The sequence below is a fragment of the SAR86 cluster bacterium genome (assembly GCA_029268615.1).
GTDB lineage: Bacteria > Pseudomonadota > Gammaproteobacteria > Magnimaribacterales > Magnimaribacteraceae > JAQWNM01.
The window spans coordinates 41,564-63,912 of sequence record JAQWNM010000001.1 but is presented as its reverse complement, the minus strand read 5'-3'; the positions used below and the strand labels follow the sequence as shown (position 1 = coordinate 63,912).

21 protein-coding genes and 2 tRNA genes are annotated in these 22,349 nt (G+C 32.7%); all 23 read left to right on the top strand.

Features of this window, described 5'->3' with window-relative positions; translation table 11 throughout:
* Window positions 1-80: 80 nt before the first annotated feature.
* The 23 genes from P8J93_00320 (at window position 81) to P8J93_00210 (ending at window position 22,344) form a co-directional block, all read left to right on the top strand.
* Complete coding sequence (locus P8J93_00320) at window positions 81-1,205, top strand: Re/Si-specific NAD(P)(+) transhydrogenase subunit alpha (GenBank protein MDG2060248.1); 1,125 nt, start codon at window positions 81-83, stop codon at window positions 1,203-1,205.
* 3 nt (window positions 1,206-1,208) lie between these two features.
* Window positions 1,209-1,499 carry an NAD(P) transhydrogenase subunit alpha gene (locus tag P8J93_00315; protein ID MDG2060247.1) on the top strand — a complete coding sequence of 97 codons (291 nt, stop codon included), beginning with the start codon at window positions 1,209-1,211 and terminating at the stop codon, window positions 1,497-1,499.
* Between the two features lie 4 nt (window positions 1,500-1,503).
* Window positions 1,504-2,910 (top strand): NAD(P)(+) transhydrogenase (Re/Si-specific) subunit beta, encoded by a 1,407-nt coding sequence (locus P8J93_00310; protein ID MDG2060246.1) that lies wholly within the window; start codon window positions 1,504-1,506, stop codon window positions 2,908-2,910.
* A 183-nt stretch (window positions 2,911-3,093) separates the two neighbouring features.
* A complete protein-coding gene (gyrA, locus tag P8J93_00305) occupies window positions 3,094-5,673 on the top strand; it encodes a DNA gyrase subunit A (GenBank protein ID MDG2060245.1) in 2,580 nt (859 codons plus the stop codon).
* Window positions 5,657-6,751, top strand: a complete 1,095-nt coding sequence (gene serC / locus P8J93_00300) for a 3-phosphoserine/phosphohydroxythreonine transaminase (protein MDG2060244.1) — start codon at window positions 5,657-5,659, stop codon at window positions 6,749-6,751. Before gyrA ends, serC begins: the two co-directional genes overlap by 17 nt.
* On the top strand, window positions 6,744-7,820 hold the full coding sequence (gene pheA, locus P8J93_00295) for a prephenate dehydratase (GenBank protein MDG2060243.1): 1,077 nt from the start codon (window positions 6,744-6,746) through the stop codon (window positions 7,818-7,820). Before serC ends, pheA begins: the two co-directional genes overlap by 8 nt.
* Before the next feature lies 1 nt (window position 7,821).
* Window positions 7,822-8,928 (top strand): histidinol-phosphate transaminase, encoded by a 1,107-nt coding sequence (gene hisC, locus P8J93_00290; GenBank protein ID MDG2060242.1) that lies wholly within the window; start codon window positions 7,822-7,824, stop codon window positions 8,926-8,928.
* The gene (locus P8J93_00285) at window positions 8,925-9,791 is read left to right on the top strand and encodes a prephenate dehydrogenase/arogenate dehydrogenase family protein (GenBank protein MDG2060241.1); all 867 of its coding nucleotides are present in this window, start codon (window positions 8,925-8,927) and stop codon (window positions 9,789-9,791) included. Before hisC ends, P8J93_00285 begins: the two co-directional genes overlap by 4 nt.
* A gap of 15 nt (window positions 9,792-9,806) precedes the next feature.
* Window positions 9,807-11,141 carry a 3-phosphoshikimate 1-carboxyvinyltransferase gene (aroA, locus tag P8J93_00280; GenBank protein ID MDG2060240.1) on the top strand — a complete coding sequence of 445 codons (1,335 nt, stop codon included), beginning with the start codon at window positions 9,807-9,809 and terminating at the stop codon, window positions 11,139-11,141.
* 5 nt (window positions 11,142-11,146) lie between these two features.
* Window positions 11,147-11,824, top strand: coding sequence for a (d)CMP kinase (gene cmk, locus P8J93_00275; GenBank protein MDG2060239.1), 678 nt, complete (start codon window positions 11,147-11,149; stop codon window positions 11,822-11,824).
* A 4-nt stretch (window positions 11,825-11,828) separates the two neighbouring features.
* Complete coding sequence (gene rpsA, locus P8J93_00270) at window positions 11,829-13,502, top strand: 30S ribosomal protein S1 (GenBank protein ID MDG2060238.1); 1,674 nt, start codon at window positions 11,829-11,831, stop codon at window positions 13,500-13,502.
* A gap of 8 nt (window positions 13,503-13,510) precedes the next feature.
* Window positions 13,511-13,789 carry an HU family DNA-binding protein gene (locus tag P8J93_00265; protein ID MDG2060237.1) on the top strand — a complete coding sequence of 93 codons (279 nt, stop codon included), beginning with the start codon at window positions 13,511-13,513 and terminating at the stop codon, window positions 13,787-13,789.
* Between the two features lie 90 nt (window positions 13,790-13,879).
* A complete protein-coding gene (locus tag P8J93_00260; protein MDG2060236.1) occupies window positions 13,880-14,107 on the top strand; it encodes a hypothetical protein in 228 nt (75 codons plus the stop codon).
* On the top strand, window positions 14,104-14,796 hold the full coding sequence (gene pyrF, locus P8J93_00255) for an orotidine-5'-phosphate decarboxylase (GenBank protein MDG2060235.1): 693 nt from the start codon (window positions 14,104-14,106) through the stop codon (window positions 14,794-14,796). The genes P8J93_00260 and pyrF overlap by 4 nt, the downstream gene beginning before the upstream one ends.
* Window positions 14,797-14,804: 8 nt before the next feature.
* The gene (locus P8J93_00250; protein ID MDG2060234.1) at window positions 14,805-16,316 is read left to right on the top strand and encodes a hypothetical protein; all 1,512 of its coding nucleotides are present in this window, start codon (window positions 14,805-14,807) and stop codon (window positions 16,314-16,316) included.
* 31 nt (window positions 16,317-16,347) lie between these two features.
* On the top strand, window positions 16,348-18,168 hold the full coding sequence (uvrC, locus tag P8J93_00245; protein MDG2060233.1) for an excinuclease ABC subunit UvrC: 1,821 nt from the start codon (window positions 16,348-16,350) through the stop codon (window positions 18,166-18,168).
* 1 nt (window position 18,169) lies between these two features.
* Entirely contained in the window at window positions 18,170-18,724 is a 555-nt protein-coding gene (gene pgsA, locus P8J93_00240; protein ID MDG2060232.1) for a CDP-diacylglycerol--glycerol-3-phosphate 3-phosphatidyltransferase, read from the top strand.
* Window positions 18,711-19,223, top strand: a complete 513-nt coding sequence (locus P8J93_00235; protein ID MDG2060231.1) for a transcriptional activator RfaH — start codon at window positions 18,711-18,713, stop codon at window positions 19,221-19,223. The genes pgsA and P8J93_00235 overlap by 14 nt, the downstream gene beginning before the upstream one ends.
* Window positions 19,224-19,404: 181 nt before the next feature.
* Window positions 19,405-19,740, top strand: coding sequence for a MarR family EPS-associated transcriptional regulator (locus P8J93_00230; GenBank protein MDG2060230.1), 336 nt, complete (start codon window positions 19,405-19,407; stop codon window positions 19,738-19,740).
* A gap of 74 nt (window positions 19,741-19,814) precedes the next feature.
* Window positions 19,815-19,885, top strand: a tRNA-Cys gene (locus P8J93_00225).
* A 39-nt stretch (window positions 19,886-19,924) separates the two neighbouring features.
* A tRNA-Leu gene (locus P8J93_00220) sits at window positions 19,925-20,011 on the top strand.
* Between the two features lie 21 nt (window positions 20,012-20,032).
* Entirely contained in the window at window positions 20,033-21,310 is a 1,278-nt protein-coding gene (locus P8J93_00215) for a nucleotide sugar dehydrogenase (GenBank protein ID MDG2060229.1), read from the top strand.
* Window positions 21,310-22,344 (top strand): NAD-dependent epimerase, encoded by a 1,035-nt coding sequence (locus tag P8J93_00210; protein MDG2060228.1) that lies wholly within the window; start codon window positions 21,310-21,312, stop codon window positions 22,342-22,344. The genes P8J93_00215 and P8J93_00210 overlap by 1 nt, the downstream gene beginning before the upstream one ends.
* Window positions 22,345-22,349: the final 5 nt, after the last annotated feature.

Here is a 22,349-nt window from a genome sequence, read left to right as displayed (position 1 = left end):
AAAATATTTTAAAAGTGCGTAAATGATATAAAATAACCTCTTTCTCATTTAAGTCAATATTCTCGCAAAATTAAAACTTTATGGATATTTTTTTTCCAATTGAGTCTGATGAAGAGTTAAGAGCAACTATTTTACCTGATACTATAAAAAGAATTAGTGATTCAGGATTAAATGTTTTTGTAGAGTCAGGTCTAGGCAGAAATATAAATCTTTCAGATGACCTTTACAAAGAAGCAGGGGCTAATTTAGTAAAGCCCGAAAAGAGTTTTCTTTCTCAAGCGGATATTGTTTGCAGAATAAATAAACCATCCTCAGAACAAATATCTGAATTAAAAGATAGAGCTATTCATATTAGCTTTTTTGATCCTTTTAATGAAAGTGATTTAGTGACTGCATTTGTTTCTTCAAAAGTGACTTCAATTAGTATGGAATTAGTTCCAAGAATCACAAGAGCACAAAAAATGGATGCTCTAAGCTCGCAAGCAAATCTAGGGGGATATTCTGCAGTTATAGAAGCGTCAAGAAATTTAGCCAAGGTCTTCCCAATGATGATGACTGCGGCAGGAACTATTTCTCCTAGTAGAGTTTTTGTAGTGGGAGTTGGAGTTGCAGGACTTCAAGCAATTGCTACAGCGAAGAGATTAGGCGCTAGAGTTGATGCTTTTGATACTAGACCAGTTGTGGAAGAGCAGGTTAAATCTTTAGGAGCAAAATTCGTAAAGATAGATATTGGGGAAACTGGCCAGACTGATCAAGGTTATGCAAAAGAATTAACTGCGGAACAAATACAATTGCAACAAGAGGGCATGAAAAAGATATGTAGTCAATCAGATGTTGTAATAACTACAGCTCAAGTATTTGGTCGTCCAGCACCAAGGATAATTACTCAAGAAATGGTGAAAGCAATGAATCCTGGAAGTGTTATTGTAGATATGGCTGTAGGTTCGGGAGGAAATGTTGAAGGATCTGTATCAGGATCAACAGTTGATATTAATGGTATTAAGATTGTGGGGATGGCTAATTTACCAGGAGAAGTTGCATATCATGCTTCTCAGGTATATGGCACAAATATCTATAATATGATTGATGAATTCTGGGATTCTGAGAATAAATCTTTTAATTTAGATTTAGAAGATGAAATCCTTGCAGGCTGCATAGTCACTCATGAAGGCAATATAATTAATAAAATTTTATTGGAGTCATAACATATGGAATCTACAGTTCTCCTATTATTTGTTTTAGTTCTGTCAATATTTTTAGGAATAGAGCTTATTTCTAAGGTTCCGTCTACTTTGCACACACCTCTTATGTCAGGAGCGAATGCTATATCAGGCATTACTTTAGTTGGAGCTTTACTCTCCTCAGGCTCGGTAAGTTTTGATCAACCTATAACCATTACTGTGATACTTGGGACTGCCGCAGTCTTTTTTGCAACAATTAATGTGGTTGGTGGTTATCTGGTTACGAATAGGATGCTATCAATGTTCAAGAAAAAATAAACCTATGGATATTTTGCAAAGTTCTGGATCAGGAATTATTTCTTTAGCGTATATAGGGGCATCCATCTTATTTATATTTGGATTAAAGATGCTTGGTTCACCTGCAACCGCTAGAAGAGGAAATCTTCTATCAGCTTTAGGGATGCTTTTAGCTGTAGTTATAACTTTATTAAACAAAGATATAGTTAGTTGGCAGTTTATAACTTTAGCAGCAATTTTAGGCGCAATTATAGGTTCGGCGACTGCAATCTTAGTAAAAATGACTTCAATGCCAGAAATGGTTGCTGTTTTTAATGGTTTTGGAGGTCTTGCTAGCTTACTAGTTGGATCAGGCGAATATCTTAGTGGAGATTTACATAATTCAGCTACCTTATTTGCAATATATTTAACTTTATTGATAGGTGGAGTTACTTTTACCGGAAGTTTAGTGGCTTATGGAAAACTTTCGGAGATTATCTCTGGTAGTCCTTTACTTTATAGGGGGCAGCAGATTGTTAATGGCATATTACTTTTAATTCTTTTGGGTGTAGGTATAGAATTAATCTGGTTACAGGACACTTATAGTTATGAAATTTCACACCTAATTTTAGCTTTAACGCTTTTAGCATTTATTTTAGGGATTTTATTGGTTATTCCAATAGGCGGTGCTGATATGCCTGTTGTGATAGCTCTTCTTAATAGCTATTCTGGATTAGCTGCCTGTGCTGCTGGCTTTGTTATTCAAAATAATGTTTTGATTGTAGCTGGAGCCCTAGTTGGTGCCAGCGGGTTAATTTTGACAAACATAATGTGTAAGGCAATGAATAGATCTTTAGCTAATGTTCTTTTCAGCGGTTTTGGATCCGGAGATAGTTCATCCTCTTCTTCGGCAGAAGATCAAGGAGAAGTGAATCCTATTTCAAGTCAAGATGCTTATTTGATATTGGAGGCAGCCACTTCTGTTTTAATAGTTCCAGGTTATGGGATGGCCGTTGCTCAGGCCCAACATACAGTGAGGGAATTAGGCGAACTTCTAGAAGATAACGGTGCAGAAGTTAAGTATGGAATTCATCCAGTAGCTGGCAGGATGCCTGGCCACATGAATGTCTTACTTGCAGAAGCTAATGTTTCATATGATGCTTTGGTAGAACCAGATGATGTGAATCCTGTTATGGAAACAGTAGATATTTGTCTAGTTATTGGAGCAAATGATGTTGTGAATCCTGATGCTAAGGATAATGAAGGAAGTCCAATTTATGGAATGCCTATAATAGAGGTAGATAGAGCAAAAACAGTTTTTGTCTTAAAAAGATCAATGGCTTCAGGGTTTGCAGGGATACAAAATCCTTTATTCTTTAAATCAAATACAAGAATGCTCTTCGGAGATGCAAAGGAAAGTATTTCTGAGGTAGTTTCAGAGTTTAAATCTTAATTTCTTCCTTAATTTCTTCCTTAATTTCTTCGTTAATTTACCTTTAAATTAAGCCCTTTTAGTGCTTAATTTATGATAAAATTCTTAATGATTTTTATGTTTTTTTTTATCCACAATTTATTTAAAAAAACTTGCTAAATTAAGCTTTTTTAGCAGTTCTTTATTGGAAAAAAGAGGTTTTTTATGGAAGAGATGGCCGCAAAAGAGATAGTTCCTATTAACATTGAAAAGGAGTTAAAACAGTCCTATTTAGATTACGCAATGAGCGTCATTGTAGGAAGAGCGCTACCGGATGCTCGAGATGGATTGAAGCCGGTACATAGAAGAAGTTTGTATGCCATGCATTCTCTTGGAAATGAATGGAATAGGGGGTATAAAAAATCTGCACGGATAGTCGGAGATGTCATAGGTAAGTATCATCCACATGGTGATAGTGCCGTCTATGAAACTATTGTAAGAATGGCACAAGATTTCTCATTACGTTATCCGTTGGTTGACGGGCAAGGAAATTTTGGTTCTATGGATGGGGATTCTGCAGCTGCAATGAGATATACAGAGATACGTATGTCAAGGATAGCTCATGATTTACTAATAGATTTAGATAAAGAGACAGTAGATTTTTATGATAATTACGATAATACAGAGACAATTCCTGAAGTATTGCCGTCAAGGATACCTAATTTATTAGCAAATGGCTCTTCAGGGATTGCAGTTGGGATGGCAACAAATATGCCTCCGCATAATCTTAATGAAGTAATAGATGCTTGTTTAGCTCAAATAGACGATCCAGAGATCATTGTTGAAGATCTAATCAAATTAATGCCAGGTCCAGATTTCCCTACAGGAGGGATTATAAATGGAAGGTCCGGAATTGTTGATGCATATAAAACTGGAAAAGGCAAAGTTAAGATTCGTGCTAAGACAGAGATAGAAGACGAGGAAACCAATAACCCATCCATAATAATTACTGAAATGCCTTATCAGGTCAATAAAGCAAGACTTATTGAAAAAATGGCAGAATTAGTAAGAGATAAAAAGCTTGAAGGCATAAGAGAGTTAAGGGATGAGTCTGATAAGGATGGGGTTAGAGTGGTTATAGAGCTTAAAAGCGGACAAGTCCCAGATGTGGTCTTGAATAATTTATATTCTCAAACTCAAATGCAGACAGTTTTTGGAATAAATAATGTTGCTTTAGTAGATGGAGAGCCAAGATTATTATGCTTGAAAGATCTATTGGATGTATTTATTAAACACAGAAAAGAAGTTGTTTCTAGGCGTACAATTTTTGATCTTAAAAAGGCTAAAGACAGAGGTCATATTCTAGAAGGATTGACAGTTGCATTAGCAAATATTGATTTGGTTATTAGTCTTATTAAAAAATCTAAAGATGGGGCGGAAGCTAAATCAAAATTGTTATCAAAGAAATGGAAGCCTGGAGGAATCTCAAAATTATTAAAAAAGGCAGGACCAGATGCCTGTAAACCAGATAACTTACCAAAAGATGTTGGGCTAACAGGTACAAATTATCAGCTCTCAGAAAACCAAGCGCAAGCTATTCTGGACATGAGGTTGCAAAGACTTACTGGTTTAGAACAAGATAAGTTGATTGAGGAGTATGAACAAATAATTGACCATATCTCTTCTCTTTTAGAGATCCTCTCTGACACAAAAAAATTAGTAATTGTTGTAAAAGAAGAATTATTAGAAGTACAAGAAAGATATTCAGATACTAGAAGAAGTGAAATTCAAGATTCTATTGCTGATTTTTCTACTGCGGACCTAATTACACCGGAAGATAGAGTTGTTACTCTATCTCATGAAGGTTACGCTAAGACCCAACCTCTTGATGAATACCGAGCTCAAAGAAGAGGAGGTACAGGTAAGACAGCAGCTTCAGTAAAAGAAGAAGATTTTGTAGAGCAAATGTTAGTTGCAAATACTCATACAACGTTACTTTGTTTTTCAAATCTAGGGCAAGTGTATTGGTTAAAAGTATATGAAATTCCTTCAGCGAGTAGAGCAGCTAAAGGAAGACCTCTGGTTAATCTAATTCAATTAAGGGAAGGAGAAAGGATTACTAGTATGGTTACAGTTGAGACTTATGATGAAGAAAATTTCATTTTTATGGCTACTAAGATGGGAACAGTGAAAAAAACTTCTCTTGTAGAATTTTCAAATCAAAGAAAAGGAGGTAAAAGAGCTATTACTCTATCAGAAGGAGATGAGCTTGTAGGTACAGCCGTAACAGATGGAAATATGCATGTGATGCTTGTATCAAATGCAGGTAAAGCTGCTCATTTTTCTGAGACCGAAGTTCGCTCTATGGGAAGAACTGCTCAAGGAGTTAGAGGAATAAATCTAGGAAAAAGCCATTTTGTCATTTCTTTAATTATTCCAGATGAAGAGGCTTCTATTCTTACAGTAAGTGAAAATGGTTATGGAAAGAGGTCTGATTCAAAAGATTTTAGAAGAACAAGAAGAGGTGCGAAAGGGGTTATTGCCATGCAAACTTCCGAGAGAAATGGTCAGTTAATAGGAGCCGCTCAAGTAAAGAATGATGACGAAGTTATGTTAATAACAAATAAAGGAATGTTGGTAAGAACAAAGGTTTCTGAAATAAATGTTATTGGTAGAAATACTCAAGGAGTAACAGTTATTAGATTGAAACAGGGAGAGGAGCTTATTAGTTTAGCCTCCATAGACGAAGTTTTTATATCTGACGAAGTAGTAGATGAAGGAAAGCAAGATGACAAGGAAGTATAATTTTGGAGCTGGGCCTGCAACAATTCCTGTAGAAGTTTTAGAAGAGGTTAAAGAAGAGCTATTAGATTGGAGAGGCTTGGGCCTTTCAGTAATGGAGATTAGTCATAGAAGTCAAGACTTCATTGAAATAGCTAAAACAGCTGAGTCAGATTTCAGAGATCTACTAAAGATTCCTGAAGATTATGCAGTCTTATTTCTTCATGGAGGAGCTACTCTCCAATGCCCAATGATACCAATGAATTTTTGTCCTCAAGGCGGAACCGCAGATTATGTATATACTGGCCATTGGGCTTTAAGGGCAATTAAAGAAGCTCAAAGATATATCAATGTCAATATTTCAGCATCAAGTGAAGATGATAGTTTTAGATTTTTTCCTCCTCAAGATAATTGGAAGATATCAGATAATTCAAGTTATATTCATATAACACCTAATGAGACTATAGGCGGTATATCTCTAAGAAATATTGAACATGAAAAAATACCAATAGTTGCAGATTATTCTTCAGGAATCCTCTCTGAGGAGTTAGACGTAACTAAATTTTCATTAATTTATGGAGGTGCCCAAAAAAATATTGGTCCCGCAGGTCTTGGTTTTGCGATAATAAAAAAAGTGATACTACATAAAGCACAAGAAAATACTCCCACAATGTTAAATTACACTAAGATGTATGAAGGAGAATCTATGTATAACACCCCTCCAACTTTTGCATGGTATGTTGCCGGCAAAGTATTTAAATGGTTAAAATCTATCGGTGGAATAGGTGAGATTGGAAAGATTAATCGAAGAAAAGCTAAGAAACTTTATTCTTTTATAGATGATTCTGAATTTTATTCAAATAATATCCTTGAATCCAGTCGTTCGATTATGAATATACCTTTTCAATTAAAAAATGATGATATGAATATGACATTTTTACAAGAATCTTCAGAAGCAGGATTACTTGCTCTAAAGGGTCATAGGTCAGTTGGTGGGATGAGAGCTAGCATCTATAATGCAATGCCAGAGGAAGGAGTAGATAAACTAATAAACTTCATGGAGTCTTTTGAAAAAAGGAATCAAAATTTAACTAATGGCTGAGGAAAAAGATCTTAAATCTATCAGAGAATCGATTGATGAGATAGATGAAGAAATTTTAATTCTAATTAACAGAAGAGCGTCTTTAGCTAAGAAAGCGGGTGACTTTAAATCAACAAAAGAAAAATACAAGCCTGATAGAGAATCTTTAATTTTAAATAGATTAATTGAGAATAATTTAGGCCCCCTTTCCAATGATCAGATCATAAGTGTATTTAAGGAGCTAATATCTAGCTGTAGAGCAACTGAAGATGATTTAGAGATTGCATTTTTAGGCCCCGAAGGAACCTACTCAGACTCTGCTCTTAAAAACCAATTTGGTTCTTCTGTAAATACAAGTCCCTCAGATACCATAGAAGATGTTTTTATAAAGGTTCAAGATTCATCAAGCGATTATGGAATAGTCCCTATTGAGAATTCTACAGAAGGCACTGTAAATATAACTTTAGATTGTTTAGCTTCAAGTAATATACTTATTTGTGGTGAGATTAAGATGGAAATTCATCATAATCTAATTGGGTATAATAAATCCTTACCTCAAGAAGGTTATGAAATACATGCTCATCAACAAACTTTTGCTCAGTGTAAATTATGGCTAGACTCGCATTGCCCAAATGTACTGAGAGTACCGGTATCTAGTAATGCTAAAGCAGCAATTTCAGCAGCTGAATCTGAGACTATTTATGCAATAGCCGGAGAATTAGCATCTAATAAATATGGGTTAGAGCTTATACAAAAAAATATAGAAGATTACTCAGGCAATACAACAAGATTTATTTCTCTGGGTCTTCATGAAGTTGGATCTACTGGCAGAGACAAGACTTCTTTGATGATAAAAACTAAAAATGAGACAGGAGCTTTATTCAAAGTTTTAAATCCTATATATAAAAATAAATTAAATTTAACTCACATAACCTATAGGCCTTCAAAAATTAATAATTGGCAGTATATCTTTTTCTTAGATCTCGAAGGGCACAAAGATGATGATGAATTTAAATCTTTATTTAAAGATCTAAAAAATTTGGATATTGAAGTAAGAGTTTTAGGTTCTTATCCCAGAGCGCTAGGATGAAATGACTGTTAATTTTAAAAAATTATTAAATCAAGGGATTAAAGATTTGAAACCTTATGTTCCGGGTAAGCCTATTCAAGATCTGGAAAGGGAATTTGGCATAACAAACGTTATTAAGCTTGCAAGTAATGAAAATCCTTTAGGTCCAAGTCCTTTAGCCTTAGAGGCTATAAATCATATCTTAAAAGGGTTAAATAGATATCCAGATGGGAATGCTCTGGAATTGAAGAAATCTATAAGTATTGAGTATGGAGTAAATGAAAACCAAATTACAATTGGAAATGGTTCTAATGACATCATTGAATTTGTTGTTAGAAGTTTTCTTTCTTCTAATGATAGTGCTGTTTTTTCAAAGCATGCTTTTGCAGTTTACCCTCTAGCAGTTCAGATTTCAGGAGCTGAGGGGATTGAAGTAACTGCAAAAAATTGGGGACATGATTTATTGGAAATGAACAAGGCTATAAAAGAAAATACTAAAATAGTTTTTATCGCTAACCCTAATAATCCGACAGGTACATTCCTATCCCATACTGAGATAGTTAATTTCTTAAAAAGAGTGAGAAAAGATGTGTTGGTATTTTTAGATCAAGCTTATTTTGATTACTCCTCGTTTGAAGAAAAAGATGTTAATTTTGGTCTGGTTGAAAAATTCCCAAATCTTATCATAAGTAGAAGTTTTTCTAAGGCTTACGGATTAGCTGGTTTTAGAGTTGGTTATTCTGTATCTTCACCAGAGATTGCTGACTACTTGAATAGAGTTAGGCAGCCTTTTAATGCAAATTCTTTAGGATTAGCTGCAGCAAAGGCAGCAATTTCTGATAAGGACCACATGCAAAAATCACTAAAAATGAACTTAGAACAAAAAATCCAATTATATAAAGGTCTTGAAGGTCTCGGGTATCAATATATTCCAACCCTGGCCAACTTTATTTGTTTTGATTGCAAGCATGATGCCAATGAAAGGTTTATGGATCTTCTTAAAGAAGGTGTGATAGTTAGGGCAATGGGAGTCTATAAAATGCCAAATCACTTAAGAGTTACTATTGGTCTTCCAGAAGAAAACTCCTTCTTTCTCAAAAAATTAAATAAGATTACAGACCCACTATGAAGCTAGAGAAAGCCTTTGATAATATCTTAGTAGTTGGATTAGGTTTAGTTGGGGGATCTATTCTTAAATCTTTAAAATATTATTCTTTTGGAGGAGATGTTTACGGTCTGGATAGTGATCATAAGATTATTACTAAAGCCCACAAACTTGGATTAATTAAGAATCAAGATACAAAAATTACTCACGAACTGAAAAAAACCTTAGTAATCTTTTCTATACCTACATTGTCAATTAATAAAGCAATTAAGGAGTTAAAAAGGTATTCAAACTTAATCGATCCATTATTTACCGACACATGTAGTGTAAAATCTTCAGTCTTAGAAAGTCTAAAAAAAGAGAATCCAGAACTATTAAGCAATTTTGTTCTTTCTCATCCTATAGCAGGATCTGAAAAAAATGGTTTAGCTTCATCCTTACCTAATTTATTTGAAAAGAAGCTGACTATAATTTGTCCCCATAAAGATAATAGAGACTCAGATCTTAAGAAAGTTGAGTGCTTTTGGAATGAATTAAAATCTTTAACTAAAAGAGTGCCATCAGATTATCATGATGATATTTTTGCAAAGACAAGTCATTTACCTCATGTCATTTCTTTTACATTAATGGATGCACTCTTCAAAAATTTAGGTGTGAAAACTTTTTTATATTCAGGAGGAAGTTTAGAGGATTATACGAGGATAGCGTCAAGTGATCCTTTGATGTGGAAAGATATCATGATGGCAAATGAAAAGCACATTATAGAGTCAATCGAAATGTTTAAAGATAGTTTGGAAAGGCTTTTATTTCTAATCAAGGATAAAGATGATAAAGAACTTTTAAGCTTCTTTTCATCTGTTAAAAAATCTAGAGATAGTCTTCTTTAATCAGACTTATTGCCAATGCAGTTTAAAATAAATAAGGGTAAAGGTTTAACGGGCGATGTAACTTTGCCCGGAGATAAATCAATTTCTCATCGGTCTATAATGTGCGCAGCTCTTGCAGAAGGCAAAACAATAATAAATGGTTTTTTAATGGCAGAAGATTGTCTTAATACCATAGATGCATTTACCAATATGGGAGTTAAGATAGAAAAATTTGAAGACAAGGTAATTGTTCATGGAGTTGGTCTTTATGGATTAAAGAAGCCAGTTTCTGAACTTTATTTAGGTAATTCTGGAACTTCGATGAGGTTAATGAGCGGATTATTATCGGGTCAAAATTTTTCCGCAACTTTGACAGGTGATAAATCATTATCCATTAGACCTATGAGAAGAGTTGTGGATCCTCTTACTTTAATGGGAGCAAATATTCTGACAGGGGAAGAAGGCACACCGCCATTATCTATTAATCCTTCAAAAAAACTTAAAGGAATTTTATACGATCTTCCAATAGCAAGTGCTCAAGTGAAATCAAGTATCATGTTCGCTGCACTTTATTCTGATACCCCGGTCACCATAGTAGAAAAAACCCAAACTAGGAATCATACAGAATTAATGTTTAAAAAATTTGGAATCGAGGTCAATTCTCATACCTCCGGTGATGTTAACCAGATAACTGTTTTTCCACCAAAATCTTATAGAGGAGTAGAAATTAATATACCTTCAGATTTTTCTTCAGCTGCTTTTTTAATCTTAGCAGCCCTTATTACCCCTAATTCAAATTTAACTCTTAAAAATATCGGTTTAAATCCTACTAGAACAGCATTAATTGATGCTTTATTAGAAATGGGAGCTAATATAACTCAATCAAATAAAAGAAAAGAGTATGAGCCTTCTGGAGATATAACAGTCAAAACTTCAAAATTAAAAAGTATTAAACTGAATCCAAAAATTATCCCTAATCTTATTGATGAGTTGCCAGTTTTGTTTATTGCCGCTTCCTTGGCGGATGGCTTTTCTATTTTTAATGGATTAGAAGAATTAAGAACGAAAGAATCTGATCGGCTGAAAGCGATGGCTGAATCTTTGAGCAACTTAGGTGTTAAATTCTCTCAACAAAAAAATGGGATAAAAATTAAAGGTTTAAATCAAGAGATATATGATCATAATTCAAATTTACCTTTCCAGAAAGCCTCAATTAATTCATACGGAGATCACAGAATTGCAATGGCATCTGCTATAGCTTGTACAAGGTCGGGTGGTCAGTCATATATTGAGAATACACAAAATGTAGCAACTTCTTTTCCAAACTTCTTAGATGTTTGTAAAAAAGTTGGAATGGAAATTACTACATAATTGAAATGAAAAATTTACCTGTAATTACAATTGATGGCCCAAGCGGCTCTGGAAAAGGAACTATTTCGCAATTATTGGCTAGGGAGTTGGGTTGGAATATTTTAGATAGTGGAGCTCTTTATAGATCTCTGGCTTATTTTATGGAAATTAATCAAATTAATTTAAGCAATTTCCAAGAAAATATAGAAAAACTGAATAAAGATTTTAATGTTGAGTTTATTTCAAATAATTCAACCGAACCAGTAAGAGTGATTCTTAATTCTAAGGATGTAACATCTAAAATTCGAACAGAAGAAGTAGCTAAAAAAACTTCAGATATAGCTTCATCACAAAAAATAAGAAACTTTATTAAGCCTTGTCAGCGGGCTTTTTTAGCTCCCCCAGGGTTGATTGCAGATGGAAGAGATATGGGGACAGTAATTTTTCCTAAAGCTTTATTAAAAATTTATTTAACAGCTTCGCATGACGAAAGGGCGAAAAGAAGATACTCTCAGTTGAAAACTGAAGGTACAAAGGTTAATATGCGCTCCCTTTCAAAAGATATGGAAAAAAGAGATCAAAAAGACAGTAATAGAAAGAATTCACCGTTAAGTGCTTCAGACGAGGCGATAATTATAGATACAACTGACTTAAAACCTGAAAATGTAATTACCAAGATAGTAAAATTAATTAATAAAACATAAAAATATGGCCTTAAATTTTGAACAACTTTTAGATGAAAACCTTAGTCATGTGAACATGAAGGTTGGAAGTCTAGTTACCGGAATAATAATTTCCATTGAAGATAATTTTATTATTCTACACCTAGGGCTTAAATCGGAAGCAATTGTACCTTCTTCAGAATTTTTAAATGATTCGGGAGAATTAGATGTAAACATAGGAGATGAAATCCAACTTACTTTGGAAGCAGTTGAAGATGGTTATGGATATACTCGAGTATCTAGAGAAAAAGCTATCAAACAGCAAATGTGGGAGATGTTAACAAAAAGCTTTGAGGAAAATACTACTGTAAAAGGCTTAATTACAGCTTCAGTCAAAGGAGGCATGACAGTAGATTTAAGAGGGATAAGAGCTTTTTTACCTGGATCTTTAGCTGATGTTATACCTTCAAAGGATCTAACGCATCTAGAAGGTAATTATGAGGAATTCAAAGTTATAAAAATAGATAAGGAAAAAACAAATATAGTTTTATCTAGAAAAGCTGTTTTAGAGGGGCTAAATTCTAAAGATAGAGAAGATCTTTTGGCCTCAATTGAAGAAGGTTCTATTATGACCGGAGTTGTTAAAAATTTAACCGACTATGGCGCTTTTATAGATCTAGGAGGACTAGATGGCTTACTTCACATTACAGATATTTCTTGGAGTAGGATAAGTCATCCTTCAGAAGCTCTGAATATTGGAGATTCTATGGAAGTGAAGGTTATTAAGTTCGATCGAGAGAAAGGGAGAGTATCTCTAGGCTTAAAACAACTGCAAGCCAATCCTTGGGATGACATCACAAGTAAATTTTCATCAGGAGATAGGTTAAAATCAGTAGTAACTAATATAGCTGATTATGGGTTTTTTGCAGAAATATTTCCTGGGGTAGAAGGATTAGTGCATGTCTCCGAAATAGATTGGCGAAATAAAAACATACACCCTTCCAAAGTGGTGGAGCTAGGGCAAGAAGTGGAAGTAATAATTTTAGATTTAGATAGTGAAAAAAGAAGAATTTCATTAGGAATGAAACAATTAGAAACTAACCCATGGGAAGCTTTTAGTAAAGATTTCTCAGAAGGAGATAAAGTTAAAGGAAAAATAAAGTCTATAACGGAATTTGGAGTATTTATAGGTCTTGATAATGATATAGACGGATTAATTCATGTATCAGACTTAGCTTGGTCAGATGAAGAAGATTTTCTGCATGCCCTTGTTAAGGATCAAGAATTAGAAGCTGTTATATTATCTATTACGCCAGATAGAGAAAGAGTTTCTTTAGGTATAAAACAACTTAGAAACGATCCTTTTAGCAGTTTTGCAGAATCTAATCCCAAAGGAACAAAAGTTGACGGTACTATTAAGGCTATCACTGAAGAGGTAATAGAAGTGGAGTTATCTGATTCTGTTCATGGGATCCTACAAACTAAAGACCTAAAAAGAGCTAATAATTTAGAAACCACTGATTTGAAAGTTGGTTCAAATATTGTAGCTATTGTTGCTAAATTAGATTCAAATAGGAGAGAGATAATTTTATCTGTGAGGGCTCTAGAAAAGAAAGAGGAGAATGAGGCTTTAATAGATAATCAACTTAAAAATGAGGAAATAGAAAATGCCTCTAAGACAACAATTGGAAAATTAATTCAAGAAGAATTAGATGATTAGATTTTCATATGAATAAATCAGATCTTTTAAATAAGCTATCAAATAAGGATAATTTTTTAAAACCAACGGATATAAAGATCTGTGTAGATTCTATAATATCTTTAATTTCTAGTTCATTAAAAAAAGAGGATCGAATAGAGATTCGTGGTTTTGGATCTTTTTCTTCTAAACGCAGATCAAAGCATTACGCAAATAACCCTTCAAATTTAGAAAAAGTTTTAGTGGAAGAGAAATTATTTCCAGTTTTTAAAGCGTCTATTAATATGAGGTCGAAAGTTAATAATTAGTTATAATTTTTATTTATTAGTTTTCTTTATTGCCCAAGTTCCCATACTTTATATTCTTAACTCAGATTATAAGATATTATATTTAGTCTTATGAAGTTAAAAACTGTTCTATTAATTCTTATATTCTTTATCGGAATAGTATTATCTCTTTCTTTAATATATTTAAATGATTCTTTTATAAAAGTTGATCTTTTATTTTATTCGTTTGAAGATGTGAGCTTAGGTAAAGTTATTTTGTATGCCTTTTTATTAGGATCTGGAATAACTTTCTTAATAGAATTATTGTTGAAGATTGGTCGAAATAAGGAAGTAGAATGAGCAAAAAGAAAATAATTATTGCTCTAGATTTTGAAACTCAAAATGAAGCTATGCATTTTGCTAGCGGTTTAGATCCTTCTTTGTGTAATCTTAAAGTTGGAAGCCAGCTTTTTACATCTTCTGGACCCGTTATCATAGAGAAATTAAAGTCTTTAGGTTTTGACATTTTTTTAGATTTAAAATTTTATGATATACCGAATACTGTTTATGGATCAGTAAGATCTGCTATTCAGATGGGAGTTTGGATGTTAAATGTTCATGCATCAGGAGGAACTCAAATGATGATTTCAGCTAAAGAAGCTTTAAGGAATGCTAAAGGTGAAGTTCCTATTTTAATTGGAGTAACACTTTTAACCAGTTTTTCTCATGAAGATGCAAATCAATTAGGTATAAAAAGTGTAGATGAAAGAGTAATGTCATTAGCTAATTTAGTTAAGCTTAGCGGCTTGGACGGAGTGGTCTGTTCTCCGAGAGAAATAAAAAAAATAAAAAAAGAATTTGGAAAAGATTTTTTAGTTATTTCTCCCGGAATCAGAATTCCATCTGATGAAAGCCATGATCAGAGTAGGATAGCTACTCCATTAGAGGCGGCACGCAATGGAGCTGACTATTTAGTTATAGGAAGATCAATTACAAGAAGTAAGAATCCAATAGCTACCCTTGAGTCGATAGTTGAAGAATTAAATTAATACTAAAAGTGACTCAAGAAAACATTAATCTAAAAATATTAAGATCTATCAAAGATTATGCTCTTTCTGCTCCCCCAGAAGGCATAAAAGATCTTCTAAGTCATGAAAGGCTCTTAAATTTTAAAGTAGAATTACCTTTCTTTGCCTATGATTATTCTAAGCAAAGGATTACTAAAAAGTCTTTAGATAAGCTGTTAGAGATTCCAGAAAAGATAAATCTTAAAAAAGCTATTCTAGATATTTCCAAGGGAGATTTTAAAAACCTGACGGAAGATAGGCCAGTCTCGCATATGCTATATCGAGATATAAGTATTTCTAATAATACAGCTGAGTCAAAAGAAATATCTAACCAAAGGCAAAAATTAAGAGATTTTATAAACAGTCTAAAAGAAGTTTCAGAAGGCAATATTGATGCAGTTATATCAATTAGTATAGGTGGATCACGTTTAGGTCCTGAATTACTTTCAGAAGTTTACGGTAATGCTTATTCTGAAATTAAAGTTTATTACTGCTCAAGTTATGATTTTATTGAACTAGAGGAGGTCATGTCTAAACTAAATCCCTCAAGAACTATAGTTGTTATTTCTTCTAAATCATTCAAAACACCTGAAGTATTGCAAAATGCAAATAAGGCAAAAGATTGGTTAAAAAATTCTTTAGGAGAACTCTGTTGGGATCAGATATTAGGTATATCTTCTAATAAAGAAGCAATGCAAGAATTTGGAATTAAAGATGTAAACCAATTTGAGGTATTAGACTCGATAGGAGGGAGATATTCTATTTGGTCTTCTATAAGTTTGCCAGCAATAGTAGATATGGGTTGGACTAAATACAAAGAGTTCTTAGAAGGAGCTTATGAAGCAGACGAGCATTTCAGAAATAGCCCTTGGGATAGTAATATCCCAGTTTTAATGGCCCTTTTTAGTGTTTGGAACTTAAATTGTTTGAATATTAATAATCTGGGTATTTTTTCTTATGATTATAAGATTAGATCTTTGACTAAGTATCTTGCTCAAATGGGCATGGAAAGTAATGGTAAAACATATAATTTTGATAATAATAAAATAGATTTCTCTACTTGCCCTTTGATATGGGGAGGGTACGGTCCTGATGCCCAACATTCTGTTTTCCAATGGCTACTTCAAGGAAAAGGTTATTCCGCTTGTGATTTTATTGGGATAAAAGAAGAAAAGGGAATATCAGATTCTTACAAAATGCTTTTAGCTCAAATAACTGCATTAACTATTGGAGAAAACGATGAAGACTTAAAGTATAGGTCTATTGAAGGAAATAATCCTACTTCACTTATACAGCTTAACGATTTGAGTCCAAAATGCTTAGGATTTTTACTAGCTTGTTATGAACATAAAGTTTTTGTAGAAGGTATTATTTATGGTATAAATTCTTTTGATCAATGGGGAGTAGAACTTGGAAAACATTTACTTAAAAGATCTAGATCTGATCCAGACTTAATGCATAAATATTTTAGTAAAAGAATGTTTTCAGAATCAAAAAAGTAGTATTTGGCAGTTTAACCTTCTTACTTATTTCATGAAGATAATTAAATTAGATCAAGACTTCTCTAAAGATCTTAAATCTTTGCCTTCTAATCCTGGAGTTTATAAGTTCTTAAACAAATCTAAGGTCCAAATATACATAGGCAAAGCAAAAAATATTAAAAATAGAGTGAGTTCTTATTTTTTGAGAAAAGACTTAGAAGCTAATAAGAAATTATCAGCTCTGATGTCTGAAGTTAAGTATTTAGATCTAGCAATAACTAACTCTGAAGAAGAAGCTCTCATTCTAGAACAACATTTAATTAGAACTAATAAGCCTAAGTTTAATGTACAATTTAAGGATGATAAGGGCTATCCTTGGATAAAACTGGAATTGAAGAAGGATTATCCTTCTGCAAATTACTATTTGGGTAAGAAAAATAAAGATGATACTTTATATGGACCTTTTCCAAGCAGGTCATCAGTTAGAGAATCACTCTTATTGATCCAAAAAACTTTTAAATTAAGGAATTGCTCAGATAACTTTTTTAACACTAGATCTCGTCCATGTTTGCAATATGAGATAGGCAGATGTTCTGCACCTTGTGATAATAGAATTTCAAGAGATGATTATAGATCTTCAGTTCAATTAGCGACTCAGCTATTAGAAGGAAAAGGAAATATAGTTATTCAAGAACTTTATGACTTAATGGACGCATCTTCAGATTTAAAAGAGTATGAAAAAGCAGCTTTGTGCAGAGATCAAATAAATTCTTTAAGGGATATTCAAAGAAAACAAAGCATTACTGGTTTTAAAGAAGATAGAGATGCTGTAGTTATTTTTGAAGGTCTTAAAAAAAAATATATTGGAGTTACGCAAGTCAGAGGTGGTTGGATAACTTCTCATCATTCATTTTATATAGAAGAAAATAGTTCTTTTGAAGAAGATATCATAGAAGGTTTTATGATGCATCATTATCTTAATTTAGATTATTGTCCTTCAAAGATAATTTTGGAGCATAAAACCCAAAATTTAGCAGCTTTAAAAAAAGCTCTTTCCATTCATCATAAAAAGAAAATAGAAGTTATTTACAAATTAGGTAAAAAAGATAAAGGGCTACTAGAGATATCTAAAAGTAATACAAAATTAAATAAAACTAATCAAAAAAATATAACTAATTTAGGCCCTTTATTTAATAAACTTCCTTTGGAATTAGGTATAAAAAATAAGATAGCAAGAATTGAATGTTATGATATTAGTCATTCATCTGGGAATACTCCTGTAGGATCTTGTGTGGTATTTGGGGAAGGGGGGAAAATAAAATCAGATTATAGGTTATATAATATTTCTAAGTCGTTAGGAGGAAATGATATAGCTTCTATGAAAGAGTTGGTGAGGAGAAGATTTAAGAATAAAAATAGTAATTTATTAAATCCAGACTTAATAATTGTAGATGGAGGTAAAGCTCAACTGAATGCTGTCAAGACTATTCTAAATTCCATGTCTTTGAGTTCAATTGTTACATTAGGTATATCTAAAGGTAAAAATAGAAAAGCAGAAAATGATATTTTGCATATTCAAAATAAGTCGCCTATATTGGTAAATAGCTCTTCTAAAGTCCATAAGTTCCTTCAGAGCATCAGGGATGAGGCACATAGATTTGCCGTTGAGAATATAAGACTAAAGAGGAAAAAGGGACTTAAGTATTCATCTTTAGAATTAATAGGAGGGATTGGTTTATCTAGGAAGAATGCCCTTTTAAGATATTTTGGAAGTATTGAAAGGATTAAAAATGCTTCACCTTCAGAATTAGGAGAAGTTCCAAATATAGGGGAAGAAATAGCTCTTAATATCTATAATACATTTAAAAAATAATATGTCTTTAAGTAGAATCCCAAATACATTATCCATATTTAGGATCCTTGTGATACCTATCATAATTTATATAAGTAGTTTGAATTGGATATACGCAAATTATATGGCTACTTTTTTATTCTTATTAGCAAGCCTCAGTGATTATCTTGATGGTTATTTAGCTAGAAAGCTAAGCTTAACTTCTAGATTAGGAGGCTTGTTAGATTTATTAGCAGATAAACTTCTAATTACATGTTGTCTTATTTGGCTTGCTAGTGCGCATAATGAATTTAATATCCTACTCCCAGTAATTATAATTATTTCAAGAGAGTTAGTTATAAGTTCCATCAGAGAGTATCTTGCGAGGCTTAATTTAAGTAACCGTTTAAAAGTAAATAAGTTAGGTAAAATTAAAACTGGTTTTCAAATGGTTTCCACTTCCATTCTTTTCTTTACTCTTGGAATTGAAAGCACACTAAAAGAAATAGGAATTTTTCTTCTTTGGATCACTTCTATTTTAAGTATTTTTTCTATGTTAGCTTATTTAAAGGGGCTGAATATAAGTGACGAAAACTAAAGACACTTCTCATTGGTTTGTTATTTTTGCAAAACCAAGACAAGAAGATATAGCTGAAAACAATCTAATAAATCAGGGATTTAATATTTTTTTTCCAAAATTAAAAGTATTAAAGAGGATAAATCAGAAATTAAAAGAAAGAATAGAACCTATGTTTCCAGGCTATATTTTTATTTCATTAGATTTAGAAGAAGAAAATTGGTTAAAAATACGTTCAACTAAAGGAGTTAATAAGATAGTTGAATTTGGTGGAAAACCTGCAAAGATATCTGGGGAGTTTATAAAATACATCAAAGATAATTGTGATAGTGAATCTATTGGCACTTATGATAATAATCCTCAGTATGTGAAAGGAGATGTAGTGAATATTTCTGGAGGATCTTTTGTAGGTAGTGAAGCTATATTTCAAAAAGAACTGGGCAAAGATAGGGTAGAGTTGTTAATCAATTTCGCAAGCCAATATGCCAAGGTAACAATGCATTCAAAGGATCTCATTTAGATCTAAGTTAAATTTATGTTCACTTTATGAACGTTATGGTCCATAATTCATTTTTTTGTGTTCATATTATGAACATAATTAGATTAGATTCATAAATACGTACAATTGATGAACGTAAATAGAAATAATTCTGACTACTTTTTATGTAGTGCGGTAGCTATTTATTAAGAGACGTAGGAAAATGAAAGAAGAAATAGAATTAAAGGTCATTAACTCTATAGCAGATCACCCTGATATAACTCAAAGAGATCTTGCTAGGCTATTAGGTATCAGTTTGGGCAAGGTAAACTACTGTATTAAATCATTGATAGATAAGGGTTTTATAAAAATAAATAACTTTAAAAATAATAAGAATAAACTTGCCTATCACTATCTTTTTACCCCAAAAGGAATAGATGAAAAATCTAGACTAACTCTTGAATTCTTAAAAATTAAGTTAGAAGAGCATAGAAATCTTACTCAAGAAATTAAAGATTTAGAAAAGATGTGTAAGCAGCTTCAAAAATCAGACAATTAGTCAATAGGAAATTCGTCAACAAATATAAATATTCTTTGAGTAAAACAATCAAATTTTTAATAGAATAGCAAAATGGCTGGGTGGCAGAGTGGTAATGCAGCGGATTGCAAATCCGTCAACGCCGGTTCAATTCCGACCCCAGCCTCAAGGTATTAATTTTTTTGTCTGCTTTAGCAAATTAAATGCCCGGGTGGTGGAATTGGTAGACACAAGGGACTTAAAATCCCTCGAAGGAAACTTCGTGCCGGTTCGAGTCCGGCCCCGGGCACCAATCTTAATTAAATGCAACTAAATGAATAAATCTTTAGAAAAAATAGGAATAGTTGGCCTTGGTTATGTTGGTCTTCCTTTATCCGTTGAGTTTGGTAAAAAACGAACAGTTATTGGTTATGATATTAATCCACTTAGGATTGAAGAACTTAGACAAGGGAATGATTCAACTTTTGAGATCGTTTCTAAGGAAATTCAAGAAGCTAAACATCTAAAATTTACGAATGATATTAATGATCTTAAACAGTGTGAAATTTATATCATTACAGTTCCTACCCCTATAGATATGAATAATGATCCAGACCTTTCTTTGTTAGAGAAGGCCAGTGAACTTATTGGAAAAATTTTAAACAAAGGAGATTTAGTTATATATGAATCTACAGTTTATCCGGGAGCCACAGATGAGATATGTATACCAATATTACAGAATTGTTCGGGTTTGAAATTAAATAAGGATTTCTCTTGTGGATATAGTCCTGAAAGGATAAATCCTGGAGATAAAGAACATACATTAACCAATATAGTAAAAGTAACCAGCGGTTCGGATGAAATAGCTGCAAATAAAGTCAATGACTTATATTCTTCAATTATTAATGCTGGAACTTTCAAAGTAAGAAGTATTAAAGTAGCAGAGGCAGCTAAGGTTATTGAAAATACTCAAAGAGATCTAAATATAGCCCTAATGAATGAATTAGCTCTTATTTTTAATAAATTAGGAATTGACACCAGTGAAGTTTTGGAAGCAGCCAATACTAAATGGAACTTTCTTCCATTTACTCCTGGTCTAGTTGGAGGGCATTGTATTGGAGTTGATCCATATTACTTAACTTATAAAGCTCAGAAAGTAGGTTATGAGCCAAAAGTTATTCTATCGGGGAGAAATATAAATGACGAAATGTCTCAACATATTGGAAATCAAATCAAGGACAAAATTAAAGAAAATTATAAAGACTTGTCTAAAACCAAAGTTCTAGTCTTAGGATTAAGTTTTAAAGAAAATTGTCCAGACATTAGAAATACGAAAGTAGTGGATCTCATTTCTTCCTTAGAAGAAGATGGAATTAAAGTAGATATTTTTGATCCTTGGGTGGATAAGCTATTAGCTAAGACAGAGTATGGTTTGGATTGTCTTGAAGAAATAGACAAACCTAAAGAATATCATGGAATTGTCCTTGCTGTAGCACATAAAGAATTTATAAATTTGAACAAGGAGCAATTAAAACCTTTTATGAAAAAGGAGTGTATTATATTTGATATTAAGTCTGTTTTGCCACTATCAGAAGTAAATGGAAGGGTCTAGTGAAGATTTTAGTAACTGGCAATGCTGGATTTATAGGTTTCCATGTAGCAAAAAAACTTTTGGAGAGGGGAGATGATGTAGTAGGTTTTGATTCTGTTAATTCTTATTATGATGTAAGTCTCAAAGAGGCAAGATTAAAGCAACTAAAACTAACTGCTGAATCAAGTAAACAATTTCATGATAATAAGTATGAATTCATCAAAGGTAATTTAGAAGATTTAGAATCTATTAATAAATGTTTTGAGAGTAACCAAATAGACTATGTAATAAATTTAGCAGCTCAAGCGGGAGTCCGCTATAGTTTAGAGAATCCTCATGCTTATATTCAAAGTAATGTAGTAGGATTTACTAATATATTAGAGGCTTGCAGACATAATGATGTAAAACATCTTACATATGCAAGCACTAGCAGTGTATATGGTGCGAACACAGATTTACCTTTTAGTGAACACAAGGGAGTAGATCATCCTTTGCAAATGTATGCTGCTACAAAAAGAGCAAATGAACTTTTGGCTCATAGCTATAGTAATTTATTTAATTTACCTTCTTCAGGGCTTCGTTTCTTTACTGTATACGGCCCTTGGGGAAGGCCAGATATGGCTCTTTTCCTCTTCACAAAAAGTATTTTGAAAGGAGAACCTATAAAAGTATTCAATCATGGAAATCACACGAGAGACTTCACTTATATTGATGATATTGTAAAGGGAGTAATTGCTGTGAGTGATCTTCCTGCAAGTTCAAATATGGATTGGAATAGTGATTATCCTGATCCTGCTTCAAGTAATTCGCCATTTAGAATTTTAAATATAGGAAATAATAATCCAGTAAAGCTTTCAGAGTATATATCAGCAATTGAATTAGAACTTGGAATAGAGGCAAAAAGGGAACTCATGCCTATTCAGCCCGGGGACGTACCAGATACATTTGCAGATGTAAGTGAATTAGAGAAAGCGGTTGGATACAAACCTAAAACATCCGTCAATGAGGGAGTAAGGAACTTTGTAGCTTGGTACAGAAAATTTTATAATACTTAAACAGG